General features: G+C 43.9%; 14 protein-coding genes. 5 read left to right on the forward strand and 9 right to left on the reverse strand.

Annotated features, from left to right (window positions below):
* Nucleotides 1-39 precede the first annotated feature (39 nt).
* The 5 genes from HF312_01030 to HF312_01050 all read right to left on the reverse strand — a co-directional run bounded on the left by HF312_01030 (nt 40) and on the right by HF312_01050 (nt 8950).
* Entirely contained in the window at nt 40-2277 is a 2238-nt protein-coding gene (locus HF312_01030; protein MCU7518764.1) for a hypothetical protein, read from the reverse strand.
* A gap of 105 nt (nt 2278-2382) precedes the next feature.
* Entirely contained in the window at nt 2383-4017 is a 1635-nt protein-coding gene (locus HF312_01035; GenBank protein MCU7518765.1) for a TonB-dependent receptor, read from the reverse strand.
* Nucleotide 4018: 1 nt separating this feature from the next.
* Nucleotides 4019-7045, reverse strand: coding sequence for a tetratricopeptide repeat protein (locus HF312_01040; protein ID MCU7518766.1), 3027 nt, complete (start codon nt 7043-7045; stop codon nt 4019-4021).
* 2 nt (nt 7046-7047) lie between these two features.
* A complete protein-coding gene (locus HF312_01045; GenBank protein ID MCU7518767.1) occupies nt 7048-7875 on the reverse strand; it encodes a DUF92 domain-containing protein in 828 nt (275 codons plus the stop codon).
* A 154-nt stretch (nt 7876-8029) separates the two neighbouring features.
* Nucleotides 8030-8950, reverse strand: a complete 921-nt coding sequence (locus HF312_01050) for a cation transporter (GenBank protein MCU7518768.1) — start codon at nt 8948-8950, stop codon at nt 8030-8032.
* A gap of 229 nt (nt 8951-9179) precedes the next feature.
* Between HF312_01050 and HF312_01055 the strand changes: the two genes are divergently transcribed.
* The 3 genes from HF312_01055 (at nt 9180) to HF312_01065 (ending at nt 13600) form a co-directional block, all read left to right on the forward strand.
* A complete protein-coding gene (locus HF312_01055; GenBank protein ID MCU7518769.1) occupies nt 9180-10292 on the forward strand; it encodes an MBL fold metallo-hydrolase in 1113 nt (370 codons plus the stop codon).
* Nucleotides 10293-10454: a hypothetical protein gene (locus HF312_01060; protein ID MCU7518770.1), complete on the forward strand. Its 162-nt coding sequence runs from the start codon at nt 10293-10295 to the stop codon at nt 10452-10454. It abuts the gene before it with no gap.
* Between the two features lie 179 nt (nt 10455-10633).
* Nucleotides 10634-13600: a PAS domain S-box protein gene (locus HF312_01065; GenBank protein ID MCU7518771.1), complete on the forward strand. Its 2967-nt coding sequence runs from the start codon at nt 10634-10636 to the stop codon at nt 13598-13600.
* Nucleotides 13601-13660: 60 nt separating this feature from the next.
* Here the strand turns inward: HF312_01065 and HF312_01070 are convergent, their stop codons facing one another.
* The 3 genes from HF312_01070 to HF312_01080 all read right to left on the reverse strand — a co-directional run bounded on the left by HF312_01070 (nt 13661) and on the right by HF312_01080 (nt 16083).
* Entirely contained in the window at nt 13661-14797 is a 1137-nt protein-coding gene (locus HF312_01070; protein ID MCU7518772.1) for a rubrerythrin family protein, read from the reverse strand.
* 116 nt (nt 14798-14913) lie between these two features.
* Complete coding sequence (locus HF312_01075) at nt 14914-15195, reverse strand: hypothetical protein (protein ID MCU7518773.1); 282 nt, start codon at nt 15193-15195, stop codon at nt 14914-14916.
* A 195-nt stretch (nt 15196-15390) separates the two neighbouring features.
* Nucleotides 15391-16083, reverse strand: a complete 693-nt coding sequence (locus HF312_01080) for a HEAT repeat domain-containing protein (GenBank protein ID MCU7518774.1) — start codon at nt 16081-16083, stop codon at nt 15391-15393.
* 245 nt (nt 16084-16328) lie between these two features.
* Between HF312_01080 and HF312_01085 the strand changes: the two genes are divergently transcribed.
* Together HF312_01085 and HF312_01090 are read left to right on the forward strand one after the other, a co-directional pair.
* Nucleotides 16329-16667 carry a YtxH domain-containing protein gene (locus HF312_01085; protein ID MCU7518775.1) on the forward strand — a complete coding sequence of 113 codons (339 nt, stop codon included), beginning with the start codon at nt 16329-16331 and terminating at the stop codon, nt 16665-16667.
* 279 nt (nt 16668-16946) lie between these two features.
* Nucleotides 16947-17318 (forward strand): YtxH domain-containing protein, encoded by a 372-nt coding sequence (locus HF312_01090; GenBank protein ID MCU7518776.1) that lies wholly within the window; start codon nt 16947-16949, stop codon nt 17316-17318.
* A 90-nt stretch (nt 17319-17408) separates the two neighbouring features.
* Here HF312_01090 and HF312_01095 read toward each other — a convergent pair whose 3' ends face one another.
* Complete coding sequence (locus HF312_01095; GenBank protein ID MCU7518777.1) at nt 17409-20564, reverse strand: hypothetical protein; 3156 nt, start codon at nt 20562-20564, stop codon at nt 17409-17411.
* Between the last annotated feature and the right edge of the window lie 46 nt (nt 20565-20610).

The raw sequence follows: 20610 nt of genomic DNA on the forward strand, positions 1-20610 counted from the left end.
GTTTAACAATCTAATTTTCTAGTTTATAACGCTTAAGCTTTATCTTATCCTTTTAAGCGTATTTTCAGTTTCTTCCAGTGACGGGAAGTCACCTATTCTGACCCTGTACCATACTTTTGCCCCTTTGGGAGCATACTTTGTATAATAAGCGTCTAGCCCCCGGCTTTTGAAGTACTTTACCCTTTTTACGGCTTCAGAGGCTGACTGCCAGGAGGATTCCTGAATTGTATAGCGCCCTCTGCCGTCTGTAAAGATATCCTTTTTAATCAGCTTATCCTTTGTATCGCCTCTTGGCTGAATCTGCAGGTCGGATACGGTCTGGTTCTGTTTAGGGGCTGAGTTTTTATTTACAAAATTATTATTCTTCTGAACCGGAGTATTAGTTTTCTGGACCGGTTTAGTAACCTGCGCATTTGTCTCAGGAAGCTTTGTTACTGTAGTCTGCTGCCTGTTTTCAGGCTTTTTCTCCTGACCGGTTTTTGGAGCAGTACTGGCGCCGTTTACAGTGTTGCCAGGAGTAGTTTTATTTTCAGCCAGAGGCTTATTTTCTGCAGGAGCAGTGTTCTGAGGTTTAGTATTATTCTCGTCTTCAGCATCTGCAGATTCGGTTTCATATTTCTGAAGTTCCTGTGGGCTTTCAGCGCTTCTTTTATAAACCGTTACAGGAACGCTGTAATCCCTTTCAATAATCTGGGGTTTTATGGCGGAAACCTTTTCGGCAGCCGTTTTTTTCTGGACAACGTCGGGAAGAAGCGGGTTACTTTTCCCCATGAAGAAGAAGTAATAAGCGCCTCCAAGCGTAACAAGCACAAGAGCGCCAAGTATCATCCAGAAGGTTCCGGGATACTTCACCTTGTGTGCGGCTTCATCCTCATCTTCAAGCATTTTATCGTCAGTTAGAGTTATGCCTGACATGCTGTCATTCTCAAGCTTAAGCGTGTCCAGTTCATTTCCCTTTTCAGGCTCCTCTTCAGCCGGCTTATCTTCTGCGGACTCTTCCTCAATTAGTTCTTCTGTGAGCTCTTCTTCCACAGGTTTTTCTTCCTCTTCAGTTAAAGAGAAATCCTCGAACGGGTCAATTTCAAGTCCGGCATCCATTTCGGTAAGAAGTTCAAGCTTTTCGTCTATGTTCTCCGCCTGGTCGTCCACAGGTGTTGGTTTATCAATTGCAAAAGGCTCTTCTTCAGTAAAAGCCTTTTCCCCGGCAAAAGCTGCATCTTCTGCAAAAGCTGCATCTTCTGCAAAGGTTTTATCTTCAGCAAAAGCCTTCTCACTTTCAGAAGCCTCTTCCTCATCGTCATCTATTTCCTTAAGGCTGAACCAGTCCTCGCCAAGCTCAGAGTTACCCTGCAATTCAGAGGGCTTTTCCGGAACTTCATCTACCGGAGTTTCATCCACTGGAATTTCATCCTCCGGAAGTTCATCTTCACCCAAAAGGTCCTTAAAGAGGTCGTCGGGATTCTTAAGACTTTCCCCGGGCATGATCTCATTCAAGACTTCTTCAGTCTCGCTCGGCTGGTCACTTTCGTCAGGCGTTTCATCTGTTTCCATGAAAGTCTCATCCGCCGGGGTATCCAAAGCAGGTGTCTCGTCTGAGAAATCATCTGTAATGCTGGCTACAATTGCATCAAAATCCTCATCCGCCTTCTCATCAGAAGCTTCCGGGGTATTTTCAATTTCAGCAGTTTTTTCCTCTTCCCCGAATTCCCATGGTATGCTTTCATTATCTTCAGTTTCAGTTTCCTTTTCAGGCTCCGGAGCCAGGCCGAACTTATTTTCCTCGGGGATTGCTGAAAAATTATGGTCTATTTCAAAGTCGCTAAGGTTAACGGAATTTAAGAGCAGTCCGTCCACCCTGTCCTCAAAGTTCTTCTGCATCATGAGGTAGGATGAATGTACGAGAAATTCCTTTTTAGCCTGTTCTGTTACAGGTATTACGGGCTGGTCGACGCTAAGGCTGAATACGTCGTCGTCAATTTCAGTCTTTTTCAGGTTACGAGGGTTAACCTGGAAGGCCAGGACCTCGTTTTTATCTTTTCTGTTGTATTTAAGCGGCACAAACAAGAGGTAAAAAGAGCCTTTTCCCTGGCTGCCCGATTCATCCAAAGTCCCCTTTTTCTTCAGCTGGAAAATTCCCACCTCAGGGATCTTTACCGATTCATTCACCTCAAGGGATTCTGCCACTTTCTGCAAAAAAACATCGAAAGCAACAGCCGTTTCTTTTCCCTGTGAGGAAAGCCGCGCGGAGATAATATTTACTAATTCTTCTTTCTTCATCTTTAATGGTATTTTTCAAAAAACTGGCTTAAATACACTCTGCGAATTAAAGTAAATTCGCACACAAAATCAAAAACACAGGCATTAAAACTTATTTTATCCCATTTACCATCTATAGTCAATTCCGAAAACTATGTCAAAAGGCTTCTCTTTATAGCCGTACCAGTAGTAGTTATTCCTGTTAAAGAGATTAGAAACCTGGCCGAACAAGCTGAAGTTGTCCTGAAGCTTATAGCCCAGGCGGAGCGACATATCTGCAAAGGCCGGAATCTCCGTCCTGTTTTCAATATCAGCATAAGATGAAGAGTTCAGCTCAAGCGAAGCCTTGAGCTCCATCTGCGTAAAATCGTAGCCGTATGAAAGGCTTGAGCGGATGGCAGGTGTAAAGGGAATCTTGCTGCCGTGTGTGCTCTGGAAATCCTCCATCTCAAACTTCCCGTAGAATGAGCCGTAGGGGCCGGCATGGAAAAGCAGGTTTGCATAACCCATCAAGCGGTTAGCCTTTGTAGTTGAGACATAATACTTCCCTTTTGGGGGATAAACCGTACCCGGCAGGTCAATAATTCTGCTTTCGAGCTTGTTTGTCCTGAAGTACGCGTAGTTATCAAATCTTGAGTATTTTACCCCGCCTTCAATTTCGAAGTAAGTATCGAACTCATACTTAAGTGCAACGTTAAGGTTAATGGGGTTTTTCTGGAATACGTGTCCAATGTTAAGGTTATAATATTTATTTATTCCTGCGAGGTCACCCGCCGAAAGGAAGTCTGCCTGCGGCACCAGTTCGCCCAGCAATGAGATCTGGTTGCTAATTTTGAGGAAAAAGAATCCCTGGGGCAGAAGCATCCAGCTGGAATCTGTAGTAGCATAATAAAGTCCGAAGCCGAACTGCCAGTCGCCAGTGGGTTTAAGTTTCAGCGAGGCTCTTGCGTCCATAAAGCCGACTGCACTTTTGCCGTTTATCTTTTCGTTCATATTCTGGTATTTAACGTTTGCATCTCCTGCGATCTTAAAGCCGTTGTAGCCCGTTTCAATGCCGCCTTTTAACCAGAGAAGGTTTTCGCCGAAATCCCTGTCGCTTAAGTAGAGCATATTATCAGTCACATCAAGCGAGATCTTAAAATAGTCGCTTGTAAGGTTGGACATTGACAACCTGAGGTTGCCCTTATGCATATTTCTTGTCTCATCAGGATTATCTGAAGCGAAGAACTTATATGAGTTCATATTATAGCCTCCGCCCATCTTGTAGACTGTTCCCGGCAGGAAGCCCGAAGTATCGCTTGAGAAGAATGATGTGGAGAGGTCGAGTCCCAGTCCGCTCTTATTTGAATTAGGAACGTATGCCCTGTCGTTGAGTGTCCACAAACGTCCGAAGAACGCCCCGCCGTCAAAGCCCGAGCCGTATGTGAGCTCCGCTCCGGGCAGTCTGTAGTATCCTGCGCCAAGGCTGAGAGCGCCTTTATATCTGGAGCCGGTGGAATTAAAGGTCACCTCTTTTTTCACGGGGTTGGATATTTCCGCAATCGGGAGGTCCTCGGGTGAATAGACAGGCTTAAAGAACTCCTCAGACATAACCGGCACAAGTTCGGCCTTGGGTTTAGTTACAGTAGGAAGGCTTACCCTTTCCACTCCTGTTATAACAAATTCAGGCAGTTCAACGCTCTGTTGTTTTCTTTCTGTATTTTCCTGGGCAAGAAGAAGACAAGGGATAGCCCACGCGAGTATTATTATTTTCTTTATCATATCAGTCCAGCGTCCGTAATTTGTTTTGTGCTTCGGCTCCGAATTTATCACCGCGATGGCGGCTTACAACCATCCGGTACATTTCCCTGGCCTTATTGTTGTCATTTTTCTTCTCATAGCATTCACCAAGCTTAAGGTAAGAGCTTGTAAGCCACTCGTCAAATCCGGCAAATGCAAATTTAACCCTTACAAGAGCCGAAATAGCGTCATCTAATTTATTCTGCTCAAGGAGTGAAACTCCGTAATAGTACTGTGACTTGGCTCCCAGTTCGTCTGTTCTTTCTGAAGAGAGTTCCTTCAGGAGCATATCCGTTGTTTCAAAGTTCTTCCTGGCAAGTTCAATGAGGGCAATTTCAAACTTTGCATCTGCGGCAAATAAGGTGCCTGAATAGTACTGTATGAGGTAATTAAAATCGTCATAAGCCTTCGGGAGGTCACCCTTTGCTATATATGCCATTGCCCTGTTGTACATTATCTCCGGTATCCTGGAGGATTCCGGGGGAAACTTGTCTATTGCCGTAGAGTAAATGCTTATTGCAGCGTCATAGTTCTTAAGATCCGAATGAATCTTCCCCATTTCGAGCACGGAGGCTATTCCGGGATCCGTCGTGAGGTAACTCTTAAAAACTATGTTAAAGTTATAAAGGGCCTCTTCATTCTGTTTTAATATTTCGGCACTTTTACCGATAGCGTAATATGCATCGGGCACAAGCGGGCTCTTGGGGTACTGGCTTACAAAGTCCTTGTAGCTCTTCTTGGCCATTTCATAGTTCCTGAGGTTGAAGTAGAGGTCCCCTTTTCTGAACATTATCTGGTCTATATTTGCGGCCTGCGGATTTTCAGCAGCATAGTTGTCTATGAAATTTACTGCCTGCTGCGGCTTGTCATCTGCCATATAGGCGTCTTTAATTCCCATTACGGCGTCAAAAGCGTAGCTGCTTGCAGGGTAGCCTGTTATAACCCTGTTGTAATAAACGATGCTTGAATCATAGTTGCCCATGTTGAAGTAAGCGTTACCGATAGAATTATATGTAATAGGCACAACAGAGGATGAAGGGTACCGGCTTAAGAGTGTATGATAGCTTGCAACAGCCTGGCGGTAGTTTCCCTTCTGGAAGAATATCCATCCGATGATATACTGCGATTCAGCCACGTACTTTGAATCGGGAAACTTTTCCTGGAGACTTGAGAACTCCCTAATAGCTTCATTGGAGTTGCCTGCTTTATAGAGGGCCTGTGCATACTGATAATAAGCGTAGTCGCTGCTCATGCTGCTCTCGGCCAGGAATACTTCCTTATATATGCGGCTTGCTTCTGCAAATTTCTTCTCCCCGTAATAGCTGTCGGCCAGGCGGAGCTTGGCGTCATTGGAATTTGGGCTGTTCTTATATCTTCTTAAGTATTCGGAAAAATTATAAGATGCGTTAGGAAATTCCTTCAGGTTAAAATATGTATAAGCCTTCCCGTAGAGCACCTGGGAAACAAGTTCTTTTTCCTTTTCGCCGGCTGCGTTATACTCCTTAAGGGCCTTCTTAAAATCCTTCTTAGCAAAATATGCCTCGGCCAGGTAGAAGTGGGTTTTGCCCGTTTCAAATGCAGGGGCTTCAGAAGCAAGTTTATTAAGCGAGCTTACCGCCTCGTCTGTGCGGTTCAGGTAGTAGTCAGCTATGCCAAGGCCAAGCATGCTGCTATTTTTAAGTTCAGGGGCAAGCGATTGAAGGGCGAGTGCATCGCTGAAATATTTTTTTGCTGCAGGGTAGTCCTTTGCCTTAAGCCTGATCTCGCCAAGAACAGCAAGCGCACGGCCGCGCACGGTTTCATCGCTTGAGCCGGCGGCATCCTTCAGGTATTCTTCCGAGACCGTTTCCTTGTTGGTTTTGTATTTTACCACGCCGATCAGGTATCTTACCTGTGAAGCCAGTGAACTGGAGGGGTATCTTTTCAGAAAGTCGTCATAAATTTTTAGTGCCGCGTCATCTTTTCCGGCATAACGCCTGCTTTCAGCGCTCCAGAAAAGTGATTTGACGGAAACGGAGTCACCTTCCCCTTTTCCGGTTAAAGATGAAAACAAGTTATATGATTCTTCATACTTTGCCTGCTGAAAATTGACCCAGGCAAGTCCGTATTTGACGTTCCTATCGACCTGAGTGTTAGGTTTCTCCCCTAAGATTTCATTATATGTTTCCCCCGCCTCTTTATATTCTCTCAGCCTGTAGTATGAGTTGGCAAGTATATATTTGGCTTCAGTCTGGAGGCTGTCTGCAAGTTCCTTAATAAGAGGGTCGTTCAGTTCCAGTATTGCGTTATCATATTCCTTCAGTTCGAAGTAGCAGAGGCCGATTCTTATCTGTGCATGAGGAGCAAGCGGGCTTGTCTTATAGTAAGCAAGAAGAGTATCATAGTTGGCAACGGCCTGGCGGTAGTCGCCCTTCTTCTCATAAATGATGCCCAAAAGGTAAATGCTGTTAGGCTTATATTTGCTGTTGTTCCTGGCTACAATAGCGTCATCCAGATACTTAATAGCCTCATCGTACCGCGCCTCCTGGCTGTAGGAGTCACCTGTGAGGTACATTGCAGAGCCGACGTATTCATTATAAGGGTAGTCTTCAATTAGTGTCTTAAAAGTCTCGCGTGCTTCAGCATATTCTTTCTTTCTGTAGTAGAGGGTTCCGAGCTTATAGAGCGCGTCTGCACGGAAGTTCGATTCTGTGTACTTGCCGGTAAAATAGCTGAATTCAGCGGTTGCAGCATCAACCTGGTTCAGTCTCAGGAGGCTTTCAGCCGAATAGTACTTTGCAGATGAAGAGAGTTCCTCGTCTACTCCTCTTTCTGCATAAAAGCCTTCAAAGAGCCTGTAGCTTTTTACATAGTCCCCCTTTTGGAATGCATCCATCGCGCGTGCATAGGCTGCGGGCAGGTTCACAAGAGGTGTGCTATGCTCAGGCAGAGGCTGTGTGTTGACGATCTGCGCACGGCTCAGGGCCGAAAGCGTTCCCAGAAATAAAAGTGTCAGTAATATATTTTTCATTTTCAGTGTAATATATTCCGGAAAATAATTGCAAAAATTGCGCCGGTTATGCCGGCAGCAAGGTTAACTACGTCGTTTCCGATCCATAAAAATCCCTTTTTATGAATGGCCGGCCTCGTGCAGTGGAACTTCTTTTCAGTAAGTTTACCGCATTGTGTGCAGTAAAATTCTGCCTGAAAAGCAGCTCCCAGTATGCTGTCGGTTAAGCTTCCCAAGGTGCCGGAAAAAACAATAATACAAAAGTACAGAAATAATCCGTTATTTACCCACAATGCAGAGGAGATCGCAACCGTAAGCGCCCCGGCAACAGAGCCGAGAGTGCCTGCAAGAGATACGCCTCCTGAGCTCCCCTGTTCGCACATCTGCAGGTTCAGGATGTTATACGTCTTTGACCCTGCCCAGGTTCCAATTTCGGTACCCCACGTATCGGCGCAGACAGCAGCAAGCATTCCAATATAGGCCGTGTAAAACGCGCCCGAATTAAGGGAATAGTCCATTACTGCCAGAATTCCCCCCAGGCCGCCGTTTGAAATAACCTGGAGATAATCGCGCACACCGGTTTTTTCGAAGTAATTATCAACCCCGGGATTATGCTTTTTCCTTTGCTTTGAAAGAATGCTGGATGAAAGGAAGAAGTACAGAAGCGGCACTCCCCACTTCCAGCCTCCCAGTCCAAAAACTGGGACTGCGAGCAGAAAAGCAGCCCGGGAGCCGCTTTTAGTCAGGAACTTCAGCCTAAAGGACAAAACTGCTGCAATTGCGCCCAGAACAATAGCTAAAATTATCTTTTCCGACAAGCCAAAATTAAGGGCGTTGAACTGAATATTCATAAAAGTCATCTATATATTATAATCCGGCAGAAATGCCTGTTTTTCAGTAAAAATTGTCTTATTGTATTAAAATTCCGGAATATATTACTTATGAGTTCTATTGTCAAGAAACAGAGGAAGAATTCACTTCATGCAGAAATTTCTTTTGAACTGCCTACACATTGCTCGTCCGGCAGGTTTTTGATGTTGAGGCTTTTTCAATCTGAATTGTGGGATGGTCAATACCGAACTTTTCGTGCAGCTCGCGGCAGATCCTGCTTGTCAGCTCGTCGCTCACCTCGGCATCTGGTTTAACAATATGAACCGTAAGAGCCGTTTCAGTGGTACTAAGGGGCCAGATGTGAAGGTCGTGCACCTCCTTTACGCCCGGCAGGTGTTCTAGGTATTCAACTACTTCCTGGACCGGAATGTGTGAGGGAACGGCATCCATGGCAAGGTTAAATGAATCCCTTAGAAGGTCCCAGGTGCCTATAACAATTACAAGCGAAATAATGAGGCTAAGGAGCGGGTCCAGGCGGTTCCAGCCGGTAAAAAGTATAATTATTCCGGCAGCCACAACGCCTAACGACACGGCGGCATCGGCCGTCATGTGAAGAAATGCGCCTTTTATGTTAAGGTCCTTCTTTCTTTCATTAATGAATAAAAGTGCCGTTGCGCTATTGATTAAAAACCCGATAAAGGCCACCATTATCATTACAGTGCCCTGTATCGTTTCGGGATTTCTGAGTCTCTGAACTGCTTCAAAAGTGATCATTCCAACCGTAATAAGGAGAATTACGGCATTAAGCAAGGCTGCAAAAATGGAAGTTTTCCTGAAGCCGTAGGTCCTGTACTCAGTCGGGGGTTTTTGCACAAGAAGTGAGGCTCCCCAGGCAAGCACGAGTCCAAGCACGTCGCTTAAGTTGTGCCCCGCATCGGCAATCAGGGCCAGGGAATTTATTGAAAAACCGAATACCGCCTCTACCAGAACGTAAAGCAGGTTAAGTCCTATACCGAGGGCAAAAATCCTGTTGTACTCTCCTGCCCCTTCGTGCTGATGTGAATGGCTATGTGAATGACTGCTGTTATGTGACATCAGTTAAAACTTTTTAATATCATGCAAATCTAAACAAACAATACTGCAAATAATAATATTGCCGCCTCTTAAGTTAAGATAAAAATAAGCAATTCCCGGGAATTTTAGTAGTGAAGAATTCCCTCAGCAGCGATAGTTTTTTCCTGGCCAAAGCATGAAACCTTTAGCTTTTTCATGTATCACACTAATAAAGGGCAAAAGCTGTTTTTAAGAAATTCAAGGAGAGACTATGATATTCAGGCAGATCCGTTCGAAAGATGATACAGGTACGCTGAGCTATTTAATTGCAGACGAAGAATCAAAAGATGCGGTTGTAATTGATCCTAATATTGAGGATCTGGACAGGATTCTTTACATGACTGATGAGCTTGGAGTAAGAGTGAAATATGTAATCGACACACACACCCATGCAGACCACACTACTGCCGCAGGTGAAATTAAAAATCTTACGGGGGCGGAAGTAATAATGCACGAAAATACAAAGGATAAATGGAAAGTTGTTGATGAAGGCGACAAGTTCGGAATAGGCGACACACTGAGGGCCAATGCGGCAGTTGAAGTTGACCTATATGTTGTTGACGGGGATGTAATTAAAGCCGGATCACTTGAATTCCGTGTAATCTTCACACCGGGGCATACCGATAACCACATAAGCCTCCTCCTGCAGGACATGCTTTTTACGGGAGACCTGCTTTTAGTCGGGCAGGCAGGAAGAAGCGACCTTCCGGGCGGAAATCCTTCGGATCAGTATGAGAGCCTGTTTAATAGAATTATGACTCTGCCCGAAGAAACAAGAATATTTCCGGGGCATGATTATGAGGATAATGAATATTCAGTATTAATGGAAGAAAAGGAAGATAACCCGTTTCTGCAGGCAAGGACCAAAGATGAATATATTGAATTTGTGAAAGATTTCTTCCCTCCCTTTGCCGAGGCATCTTCTGATGGGAAAATGACGCTTCAGTGCGGAACAAAAAGAGTTTCAAATTCCGGCGAACCTTTTGAAAACATTTCCACCGAAGAGCTGGCAGATATGATAAAAAGTGAAAAAGAACTCCTCCTTCTGGACGTAAGGGAGCCTTTTGAACTTATGGCTTTCGGAATGGTTCCCGGGGTTGTAAATATACCTGTAGGTCAGATTGCAGGCAGGATAAAAGAAATTCCGCGCGATAAAAAGATTGTAGTAATATGCCAGTCGGGAAACCGTTCATTTGAAGTCTCTCATTATCTTTCGAAGCAGGGTTTTCCAAAAGTATATAATCTTGAAGGAGGCACCTCAGGCTGGATTAACAGCCGCAGCCCCAGAGTAAATGAGCTTAAACTCTCCGGGGCAAAGAGCTAATTGACACTTTTAGCAATTGTTTTTTCGCTGCCGGGAGTTTACCTGGGTACTTATTTAAGCCACAGCCTGAAGAGCAGAACACTAAGGCTGATACTTGCAATGCTGATCGGAGGCGTGGGGCTTCAGATGGGATTCAGTATTTTTTTAAATAATAGAGTCTAATAAAGTTACCTCTTTTGCTTACCTCCTATTGTTTATATAAATTTTTCCCCTTAATTTACGGACAATTTGTTCGAAAATAGTTCAAAGGAAAAGTTTTAGATCCTGCAGGGTTGAATCCCCTTTTTCAGGCAAACTGTCATTAGGGAGATTTACCTCAGGAAAACATATACAGAAGCAGAATGCAAAAGAAAAATAGCCGTAATATACCTACAAACACTGCCCAGCCAGACTACAGCAGCGGAGATATCTGCAGGACACTCATTGAGACCTCAATGGATTCCATTATAATAATGGACCTGGATGGCGTTATTAAGGAGGTTTCCCCCCGCACTCTGGAAATTCACGGCTATGAGAGTACTTCGGAGTTAATCGGGAAAAAAGCTGCGGATTTAATTGCACCGGAAGACAGGCCGAAGGTTTCGCATTTGCGCCAGATTATGCTTGCCGAAGGCGAGAACAAGAAACTCGAGCTTTCCTTTCTTAAAAAGGGCGGACTGAAGTTTTGGGGTGAAGTAAGCACTTCACTGGTAAAAAACAGCCAGGGAGAGGGCATATGCTTTGTTTCAGTGCTTAAGGATATCAACAAGCACAGGCAGGAGCAGAAAAAGCAGGCCGCAATCTTTGAAATTTCTGAAGCCGCAAACAGCTCAAAGGATCTGGATGAGCTGTATGCTAAGGTGCACGCAATATTAAAAGAGTTCATTCCGGCGGAAAACCTATATTTAGCGCTCTATGACGATATGTCTGAGACGCTGACTTTCCCATATTATGTAGATAAATACGATTCGCAGCATGAAAAGCCGGGGGACAACAGACGACGGAAGTTCGGACGCGGGCTTACTGAATATGCCCTCAGATACGGCAGGCCTTTGCTGGTTACAAAAGAAAAATATTGTGAGCTTCTGGATAAAAATGAGGTTGAGCTTCTGGGCGCCATATCGATTGAATGGCTGGGCGTACCCTTGAAGACTTACGATGCAAAGAAGATAGGGGTCCTTGCTGTTCAGATTTATGATAATGAAAACCTTCGGTATACAAAAGAAGACGAGGAACTGCTCGCATTCGTCTCCACGCAGATAGCCATGGCAATTGAACGCAAGCGTACCGAGCAGGTGCTTCAGGAAAGCCAGGAAGCTTCAGAAGCCGTAATTTCAAACCTGCCGGATATCGTTATTGTTCACAAAAAAGGAAGCATTGTATTTGCAAATAATACTGCAGTTGACTTTTGGGGCTACAGCTATGAAGAACTCATGAACAGGTCTGTACTGGATCTGGTTGCCCCGGATAAGAAGGCATTTGTTGCCGGAATGCTTAGCAAAAGATCCCAGGGCAGAGCTCTGCCCGATTATGAGACTGAAATTGTAACCAAGTCCGGATACAGGAAATCCACCGTTATAAGAGGTGTGGATATGTTCTATGGAAAAGAGCCTGCCACACTGATTGTTCTGATTGATGTGACTGAAAGAAAAGAAAACGAGGCAATACTTGCCAAATTCAAACAGGCCGTTGAATGGTCAAATGAGGCGATCTTAATTACAGATCCCGACGGACTGATAACTTATGTTAACCCTGCATTTACAGAACTTTACGGATACAGCTGCAAAGAGGTTGTAGGAAAAGTCACCCCCAGGATACTAAAAAGCGGATTTCACACGCCGGAGCAGTACACACATCTTTGGAACCTGCTCAAACAAAAGCAGCCTGTACAGGGGGAAATGGTAAATAAGACCAAAGACGGCAGGCTGGTTCCAATTGAAGCCTCTGCGAGCTCCATACTGAATGAAAGCGGCAATATTATTGGATACCTTGGCATTCAAAAAGACATCAGCGACAGGAAGGGCAGCGAAAAAGTTAATAATGCACTTTACAAGATATCAGAAGCTGTAAATACAACAAGCGACCTCGATATGCTCTACAGCAAGCTGCACGAAATTATAAAGGACCTGATGCCGGCAGACAATTTTTATATTGCAGTTTACGACCAGATAAATGAGCTTCTGAGTTTCCCCTACTTTGTTGATGAGTTCGATCCCCCGCAGGAATCAAAGAAAGTAGGAAAAGGCCTTACCGAGTATGTTCTAAGAACAGGCCAGGGAGCCCTGATCAACGAAGAGCAGGATCTTGCCTTAAGAGACCTGGGTGAAGTTGAAATAATAGGAACTCCTTCCAAAATATGGCTCGGAGTGCCATTGAAGGTAATGGATAAAATAACGGGTGTTATGGTAGTCCAGGATTATGAAAACCCCGATGCATATGGTGAAGAGGAAAAGGAGATCCTTACATTCGTTTCAGAGCAGATAGCTTCAGCCATTTATAAAAAGACTGTAGAACAGGAGCTTCTTGAGTATACGACAGACCTTCAGACTCACAGGTATCTGCTTGAACAGAGGACTGAAGAGCTGACGGAGCTTAACAAGCAGCTTGAAAAATCGGAAAAGGAGCTTCAGGAATCGCTTTCAGAAAAAGACAGGTTCTTCTCAATTATTGCTCACGACTTAAAGAGCCCCTTCAACGGGCTCATGGGCTTTACAAACCTTCTGATGCAGGACTTTGAGCAGTTCTCGACAGGCGAAGTAAAAAACTTCATTGTGCATATAAATACATCTGTTAAGAACATCTATAACCTGATTGAGAATCTGCTCGACTGGTCGAGGATACAGACAGGAAGGATGGAATTTAACCCTGAGGCTTTAAGCCTGCCCGGGCAGGTAAAACCCGTGTTCTCCCTTCTTAAGAACAATGCTATTACAAAGGGCATAAAGCTTGAGCAGCGGATAAACAAGGATATTGCAGTTTTTGCAGATGAGAAGATGCTGCACTGCGTGCTGCAGAACCTCATCTCGAACGCAATTAAGTTTACAAATCCCGACGGGAAAATAACAATTGCAGCAACGAAGGAAGACGGTCACGTAAAGGTTTCAGTTACGGATACCGGCGTAGGCATTCATCCGGCCTCATTGGACAAACTTTTTAAGATCGACTCAAATCTTTCCACAGAAGGAACGGCGCATGAAAAAGGTACCGGCCTGGGCTTAATACTATGCAAGGAGTTTATCGAGAAAAACGGAGGGTCCATTTCAGTGGATAGCAAGCTAAACAAAGGAACAACATTTACCTTTACGCTTCCTGCAGTAAAAAGCAATTAAAAGAAAGAATTTAATAAAAAAGGCGCACGTTAACTCCGTACGCCTTTTTTTTGCGGAGTTTTATCCGGCAAGTGAAACACCCATGAACCATCCGATGCCGAAGGTCACTCCGGCGGCAAGAAGGCCAAAGATAAGCTGCCTGGTGCCCGAGGACCAGATGCTTTTGCCCGTCATAACCGTAATGGCGCTTCCTATTCCGAAAAGTCCCAGAGCGCTTAAGACAAGACTAAGGATTATACTTTCACTGCCAGAGGTAATAATGAAGGGAATTACAGGAATAATAGCTCCGAAAGAAAAGAGGACGAATGACATTCCGGCAGCCTCCCAGGCCGAGCCTCCAAGTTCCTCGGGATCAATGCCCAGCTCTTCCCTGGCAAGCGTGTCAAGCGCTGTGTTCGGGTTACTGACGAGCTGGCTTGCCATAAGTTTTGCATTCTCCTCAGAAATCCCTTTTGACTGGTATATAAGAGCGAGTTCCTCCATTTCCTCCTGAGGATTAGAGGCAAGTTCACTTTCTTCAATGCTCATCTGTCTTTGATAAAGCTCGCGTGAACTTTGAACAGAGAGCCATTCACCCAATGCCATTGAAATTGCACCTGCGAGGAGCCCTGCAAATCCGGTAATAAGAATTGTCCCGTTTGAAAGAGCAGCGCCTTCGGCCGCGCCGGCAACGCCCATTACAAGGCTCAGATTTGAGACCAGGCCGTCGTTAGCGCCCAGGACTGCAGCCCTGAGCGCGTTTCCTCCCACGCCCTTATGCCTGCCCTCAAAGCGGGCTATCTGAGTGCCTTCAAGTCCCCCGGTATTCATCATAGCCTTAAAGAGTCTTCCATGCGACTTTTCCTCTGCGACCATATTGGTCTTTTTCGTCTCAGGCTGTTTACTGTAGCTGTCGCTTCCTGTTTCTTCCATTTCCACCAGAGTAGGCAGAACAAACTGGGGTCCGAACTTTTTCGCCAGGAATATGAGAATTTTTGTACGCCAGTCGGGTTTTACAAGAGGGTCTTTTCCCCCGGCCTTGAGTATCTGTTCGCGCCAGAAAGAGGCGTGTTTTTCCTCTGTTTCAGCCAGACGCAAGTATACTTTTTGTAATTCTTCTTTTGTTTCTGTTTCCGCCAGCACCCTATAGAGCGCTGAACTGTTGGTTTCAGCCTGCAGGTTAGCCTTATACTGCGGAACGTTTGCCTTATAAGCCATTTAATCTATCCTCCCGGTTTAAAATCATATAAATTTTACCCCTTTATGATAAGATATTATTTCATTTTCCGCAAAGATTCCGCAGCATAATTTTTTGATATATTCACATTTTGCAGTTATTCATTATCCTCGTCGTCTTCAAACTCAACACCAAGATATTCCAGGCTGCTTTCGCATATGGAGATCATAATATCCAGACCGTACCTGACGGAAGCCATGGCGGCAAGGGCCGATTCGCGGGAGATATAATTGATCTCATTTACAGCATTCTGGTCTTTCATCAGTTCATCTGCCTCATCGTAGAGTTCCCAGAGACGGTCGTGCAGCTGTTCTAATTTTTCGGTAAAAGCGTCGATTTTATCCGAATTCCCTTCTCCGTTCAATTTATCCTCGTTCATTTATACTTCTCCGGAAATTGAAAAAAATATGGTTTCAATTCTGACCATGGTGCAACTCATTGCTGTCATTAATAATTATATAAGAAAATGAAATAAATAATGAAAGTCCAATGTCCGAGGTCTGAGTGGAAGAAAAAAAAGGGCTATAGACTCTGATATTTACAGCCCTTTTAAGTTAATATTTGGAAATTTGTATTACTTGCTTTTTTCCTGGATCTGATAGGTATTGTAAAAAATTGCGCACATTCTTTTGACTCTAGCACTCTCATCAAATTCATATGCTCTCCTTAGGGCAAAGATGCTCTGCGCATTGCCCAGTTTATAAAGTGATAATGCCGCCATCAGTTTTCCGCCATCTTCTTTCTCCTCGCGCAGCATCTTCATTAAAGGGATCATTGCTTTGGATGATTTCATTTCGCCAAGTATATATGCTGCACTCACACGGCTATTTAAGTCATCCGATTTAATGGCTTCCAGAAGATCCTTTTCAATATCGGGGCTATCAGCTTTACTGTTTAATACGTAATCGTTGTAGAAATTAGCGCACATTTTTCTTACCCTTTCACTTTTATCGAATATGGCAGCGCGCTCAATTGCGTAAAGGCCCTGTGCATTGCCGATTTTATAGAGGGAGAGTGCGGCCATAATCCTGGCGCCCTCGACCGGTTCACTGTGCAGCATCTGGAGTAAAGGGATTAAAGCTTTTGAGGATTTTATCTCGCCTAAGGCAAAGGCGGAATTAACTCTTTCATCGAAGTTATTTGATTTTATTGACTGCAGGAGGGACTCTTCATCCCGGGAGTCCGGATTATAATTAGCGCTGGCATTTGAAAAGCCGAAGAAGAGCACGCAAAGCGCCCCAAACAGAATAACAGCTATCCGTTTCATTTGTCCACCTCTTAAAAAGAAATTGTTAAAAATCTTTCCTTTTTTGAGCGCTCAATAATTAGGACGCACCAATATTAAAAGAGTTCCGTTGTGGATAAATTTTTCTTTCCCTTTAAGAGAGCAGGGCGCCAAATTCATAACGCGTAGTTTATTTATAATATTGACTTATAAGGATTTATCGTATATAATATTACAAACAGCGTTCAGCAGATTTGAGATACGAATAAAACTTAAGGAGGGCAACTATGTTTAAAAGGCGGAACATGACTAAAACGATGATTACAGGAGTTTTAATTGGCGGAGCAACCGGCAGCATTCTGACATTTTTATTTACTCCCAAAAGCGGCAGAGAGCTTAGAGGGGATATTAAGAACACAATGGATAATTCCATGGAAAAAGTAAGGACTTCCTCCTCCAATATCTACTCGGGCGCAAAGAATGTTACAACAGGGGCAATAAACAAGATTCAGTCAGCTTTTAATGCCGGTATCACCTCATACAGAAATGCCACTGACAAAGTAAAAACCAGCAAAGAGATGGTTGAAGAATCACTGGCCGAAGAAAATACCGGATCAAATATTTAAGGCAGTACTTGTACCAGGAAAAAGGGAAAGGCGGAATAAAAACATTTGTCTTTCCCTTTTTTCTATGTCCCATTTTTCTATGTTCCCTTTTCCCTGAAGCCGGCCTCTGAAAGCAACCGTAAAATTATTGCGGCAAAAAATTCGGAAGGCAGGTATTAATAACACCGGGGGATCTTGATTTCCTTTGTTTTTAGCTATATACTATATTGAGATGCGATGGTTATATGTAAGAGACCAGATGTGCTTAAGGATAAGTAACAATTAACAGCGAGGGAATATATGTTTAACAGCAGACGCAAAAGCAATCAAAAACTAATTACCGGGATCTTCATCGGCAGTGCCGCAGGCAGCATACTTGCCTTCCTTTTTACTCCGAAGACGGGCAAAGATTTAAGACATGATATTGCTGAAACATTTGATAGTTCAGTTGATGTGGTAAAAGATACGAGCGGCAGAATTTACAATACCGCCTTGACAGCAACCACAGGTACAGTTAACAAATTCCAGGCCGCAATTAAAGCGAGCATAGACAAATACAAACAGGCCGGCGAAGAATTAAGAAAAGCCAGGAAAGCCCCGTCTGAAAACATTGCCGCTCCGAAAGGCAGAAAGAGAACCACCACAAGAAAGACAGCTAAATCCACTACATAATTTAAAAAGGAAAAACTCCGTAATAGACATCTTTACGGAGTTTTATTCCTTACTTTTTAATTTTTACTTTTTAATTTTTAATTGACTTCCTCATGCCAGCGGAAGAGTAAAGCTGAAAGAGCTTCCATGTCCGGGTTTACTTTCAACGGATATGAATCCCCCGTTCTTCTCAATTAACTCCCTGGAGAGTATAAGTCCAAGTCCTGTGCCTTTTTCCCCGGTTGTACCGTTCTTAAAGAAGTGGGAATCGATCTTAAAGAGTTTTGAGACTTCAGACTCTTCCATACCAATACCGTTATCCGAGATTGTCACGGTGGCAAAGCCGCCGTCACGCCGGGCACTAACCTCAATTTTCCCGCCGGGCCAGGTAAATTTAATTCCGTTTGAGACGAGGTTATTTAAGATAGCAGAAACCATGTTCTTATCTGCAAAAACCGTGATCTCGGCGGTCATAAGGTTAACAAGATTAATTCTTTTCTTTGAGGCGCTGGCTTCCTGAACCATGAGGGCTTCCCTGACAGCAGCAAGAAGTCCCATCTCCTTCGGGGAATACTCCATTCTCCCGGTCTGAATCCTCGACCAGTCGAGCAGGTTTTCAACCAGGCTATAAACGTTTCTGGAATACCTGGAGACTTTAATTGTAAATTCCCTCAGCTCTTCCTGAGAGATGTGGTCTATATTTTCCACCACCGATTCAGAATAAGTAAGAAGCGCATTAAACGGGCTCTTCAGGTCGTGTGAAATAATTGAGAAAAACTTATCCTTGCTGCTGTTTACCTCCTTAAGGTATCTTTCCGATTCGGCCAGGTCATCAAGCCATTTGGCCTGAAGCTCATTTATTTTTGTCAGCTGGTAACGGTTTTTTTCGAGTTCGCTATTTATATTTTCGACCTTCTGTTTTTCCTCATTAAGTTCCGTGGTCCTCTGGGCAACCAGCTTCTCGAGGTAGTTGGTTCTGATCCTGATGTAGGAAAATATGAACCCGATCCCCGAAACACTTACCAGAAGGTAAAACCACCATGTTTTCCAGAATGGGGGAAGAATTCTGAAAGTAAAAGAAGCGGCCTCCTTACTCCACTGGCCGTCCTTATTGCGGGCAATTACCGTAAAGGTATATTCACCTGGCTCCAGGTTACGGAAAATGACATCATTATTACGGTTTAGTTTTGACCAGTAATAATCCTGTCCGTTTAGTCTGTACTGGTACTGAACGCCTTCAGGACACCTGTAGTCAATTCCGGCAAAAGAAAACTGCAGATGATTTTTGTTGTAAGGCAGCCTGAGGTTTACAGGCAGTCCGGTTTTGGGATCCATCCCTTTTGAATATGAAAAGATATTTGCAGTATCGTACAGGAAGCTGACATTTGTAATATAAACGCCCGGATTGTAACTGAAAAAAGGCTCGCAAGTCTTCTCTGCGCTTATTTTAGCCACTTTATCCAATACTCCGACCCAAACGTTGCCTTCTTTGTCGCAGAAAATAGCATCATTGTTGCATCTGGGGAATCCGTCCTCGACGCCAAAATTCTTAAAAATTATTTTTCCCGAACGGTTGTATTCATTTACATTAAGTTCACTCAAGCCCGACTTTGTACCGATCCAAAGGTTATTCTGTTTATCAAAAGTCATTGAAGTTACATCATTACTGTTAAGCCCCTGCCTGGATGATATGCATTCATAAGTTTTATTCCAGGGGGAATATCTGAGAATTCCCTTTTCCGTGGTACCAAGCCAGCAATTGCCCTTATTGTCAACAGCAATTGCAGTATAAGAAAATTTTTCATTTGATCCATTAAAACGTGTGGGGATAAAGACGCTATTATCCGGTGTTGTTACACCCTTTGCTGATTGAAGCCAGATTCTTCTGTCTGTACTGTTTAGGAATTCTGAACGATGGGGATCTTTTTTGTATAAAACTCTTTCTTTTCCATTAATTATTCCTGTATATAGAGTACCCGGTTTGCACAACATAACTGCTTTTGTTCCATCATAATGGTAAACATCTTCTACGCTTTGAAACCAGATAGTGTTGTCGGGGCCCTCTTTGATCTGGGTAATTTTTTTTAGTCTAGGATCTGTTGGCAGGACGGAAAGTTTGCCGTTTTTAAGCCTGTAGAGGCTTCCGCTGTTATTGGCGCCAAACCAGAGCGAACCATCCCGGGCGGCACAAACGGTAATTATCTCTGAGGGATCAAGTTTTCCACTGAGCAGGTTTTTGGTAAAAACATTGCCTGTAAGCCTGCAGGTACCACCTTTATAACTATAAAACCAGTAGTTACCCGAATTATCCTCACTTATTCCGCTTACCAGGCTGATATCCAGCCCCTGAGCAGCGTCAAAAATTTCATAGTTTTTGGGTATCATTCTGCATACACCGGTCAGCATGCTGACCCAGAGGACTCCATCACTGCTTTCATTAACAGAAAAGATAGTTTTGTAATAAGAATTGTTTGTAACGGGAATAAGGACAAGTTTGTTATTTTTATATCTGAAAAGTCCCGCATCAGTGCCGATCCATGTGTTGCCCCGGCTGTCGTTACATATAGAATTGACAACTTTGATACCGTACTTAGCAAGTCCCAGGAGTATATTAAAGCCGTGGCTATCCCAAACGATGAGATTTTCCTTGGTTGCAAACCAGAGACTGCCGGCCTTGTCACACGAGATTGCGTTAGACATTTTATCTTCGTAAACCCAGAATAATGAACTCCCGTTGAACTTGAGGATACCGTTCCGGCACATGAACAAGACATTGCCTTCCGGATCCGAAGTTATATCCTTGACAAAGACGATTTCAGAACCGTCCTTAAGAGATGTTATCTTAGTCCATTTTCCCTTATAGTACCTGGCCAGGTATCTGTCGCATGCGGCCCAGATGCTGCCATCCTTAGCCTCAAAAAGGCGGTTTACCTTGCTTAGTTTCTCAGATCTCACCAGCCGCACCCCGTCATACTTTCCGACACCAGTGGGCATTGCAAACCAGTAATTCCCCTTTGAGTCCTGGATTGCATGGTAGACATTTCTATCCAATAGATCAGAATCTTCTTTGAATCCCCTTATATTCACCCCGTCGAAAGTGCGCACTCCCATACTCATGCAAAACCAGAGGAATCCTCTTTTATCCTCAAAGGTGGAAAAGGTGGCATTTTTGCTCTGAGCAAAGTCGAAATAATGTTTAAATGAATATTCCTGAGGGAATGCCATAACAGGAAAAAGAAGTAAAAAAGATAAAACTCTTAATTTCATATATTTTGTTATATTAGAGTTTCCATTAAGGGATAATTCTTTCCCT

The organism is Ignavibacteria bacterium (assembly GCA_025612375.1).
In the GTDB taxonomy this organism is placed as follows: domain Bacteria; phylum Bacteroidota; class Ignavibacteria; order Ignavibacteriales; family SURF-24; genus JAAXKN01.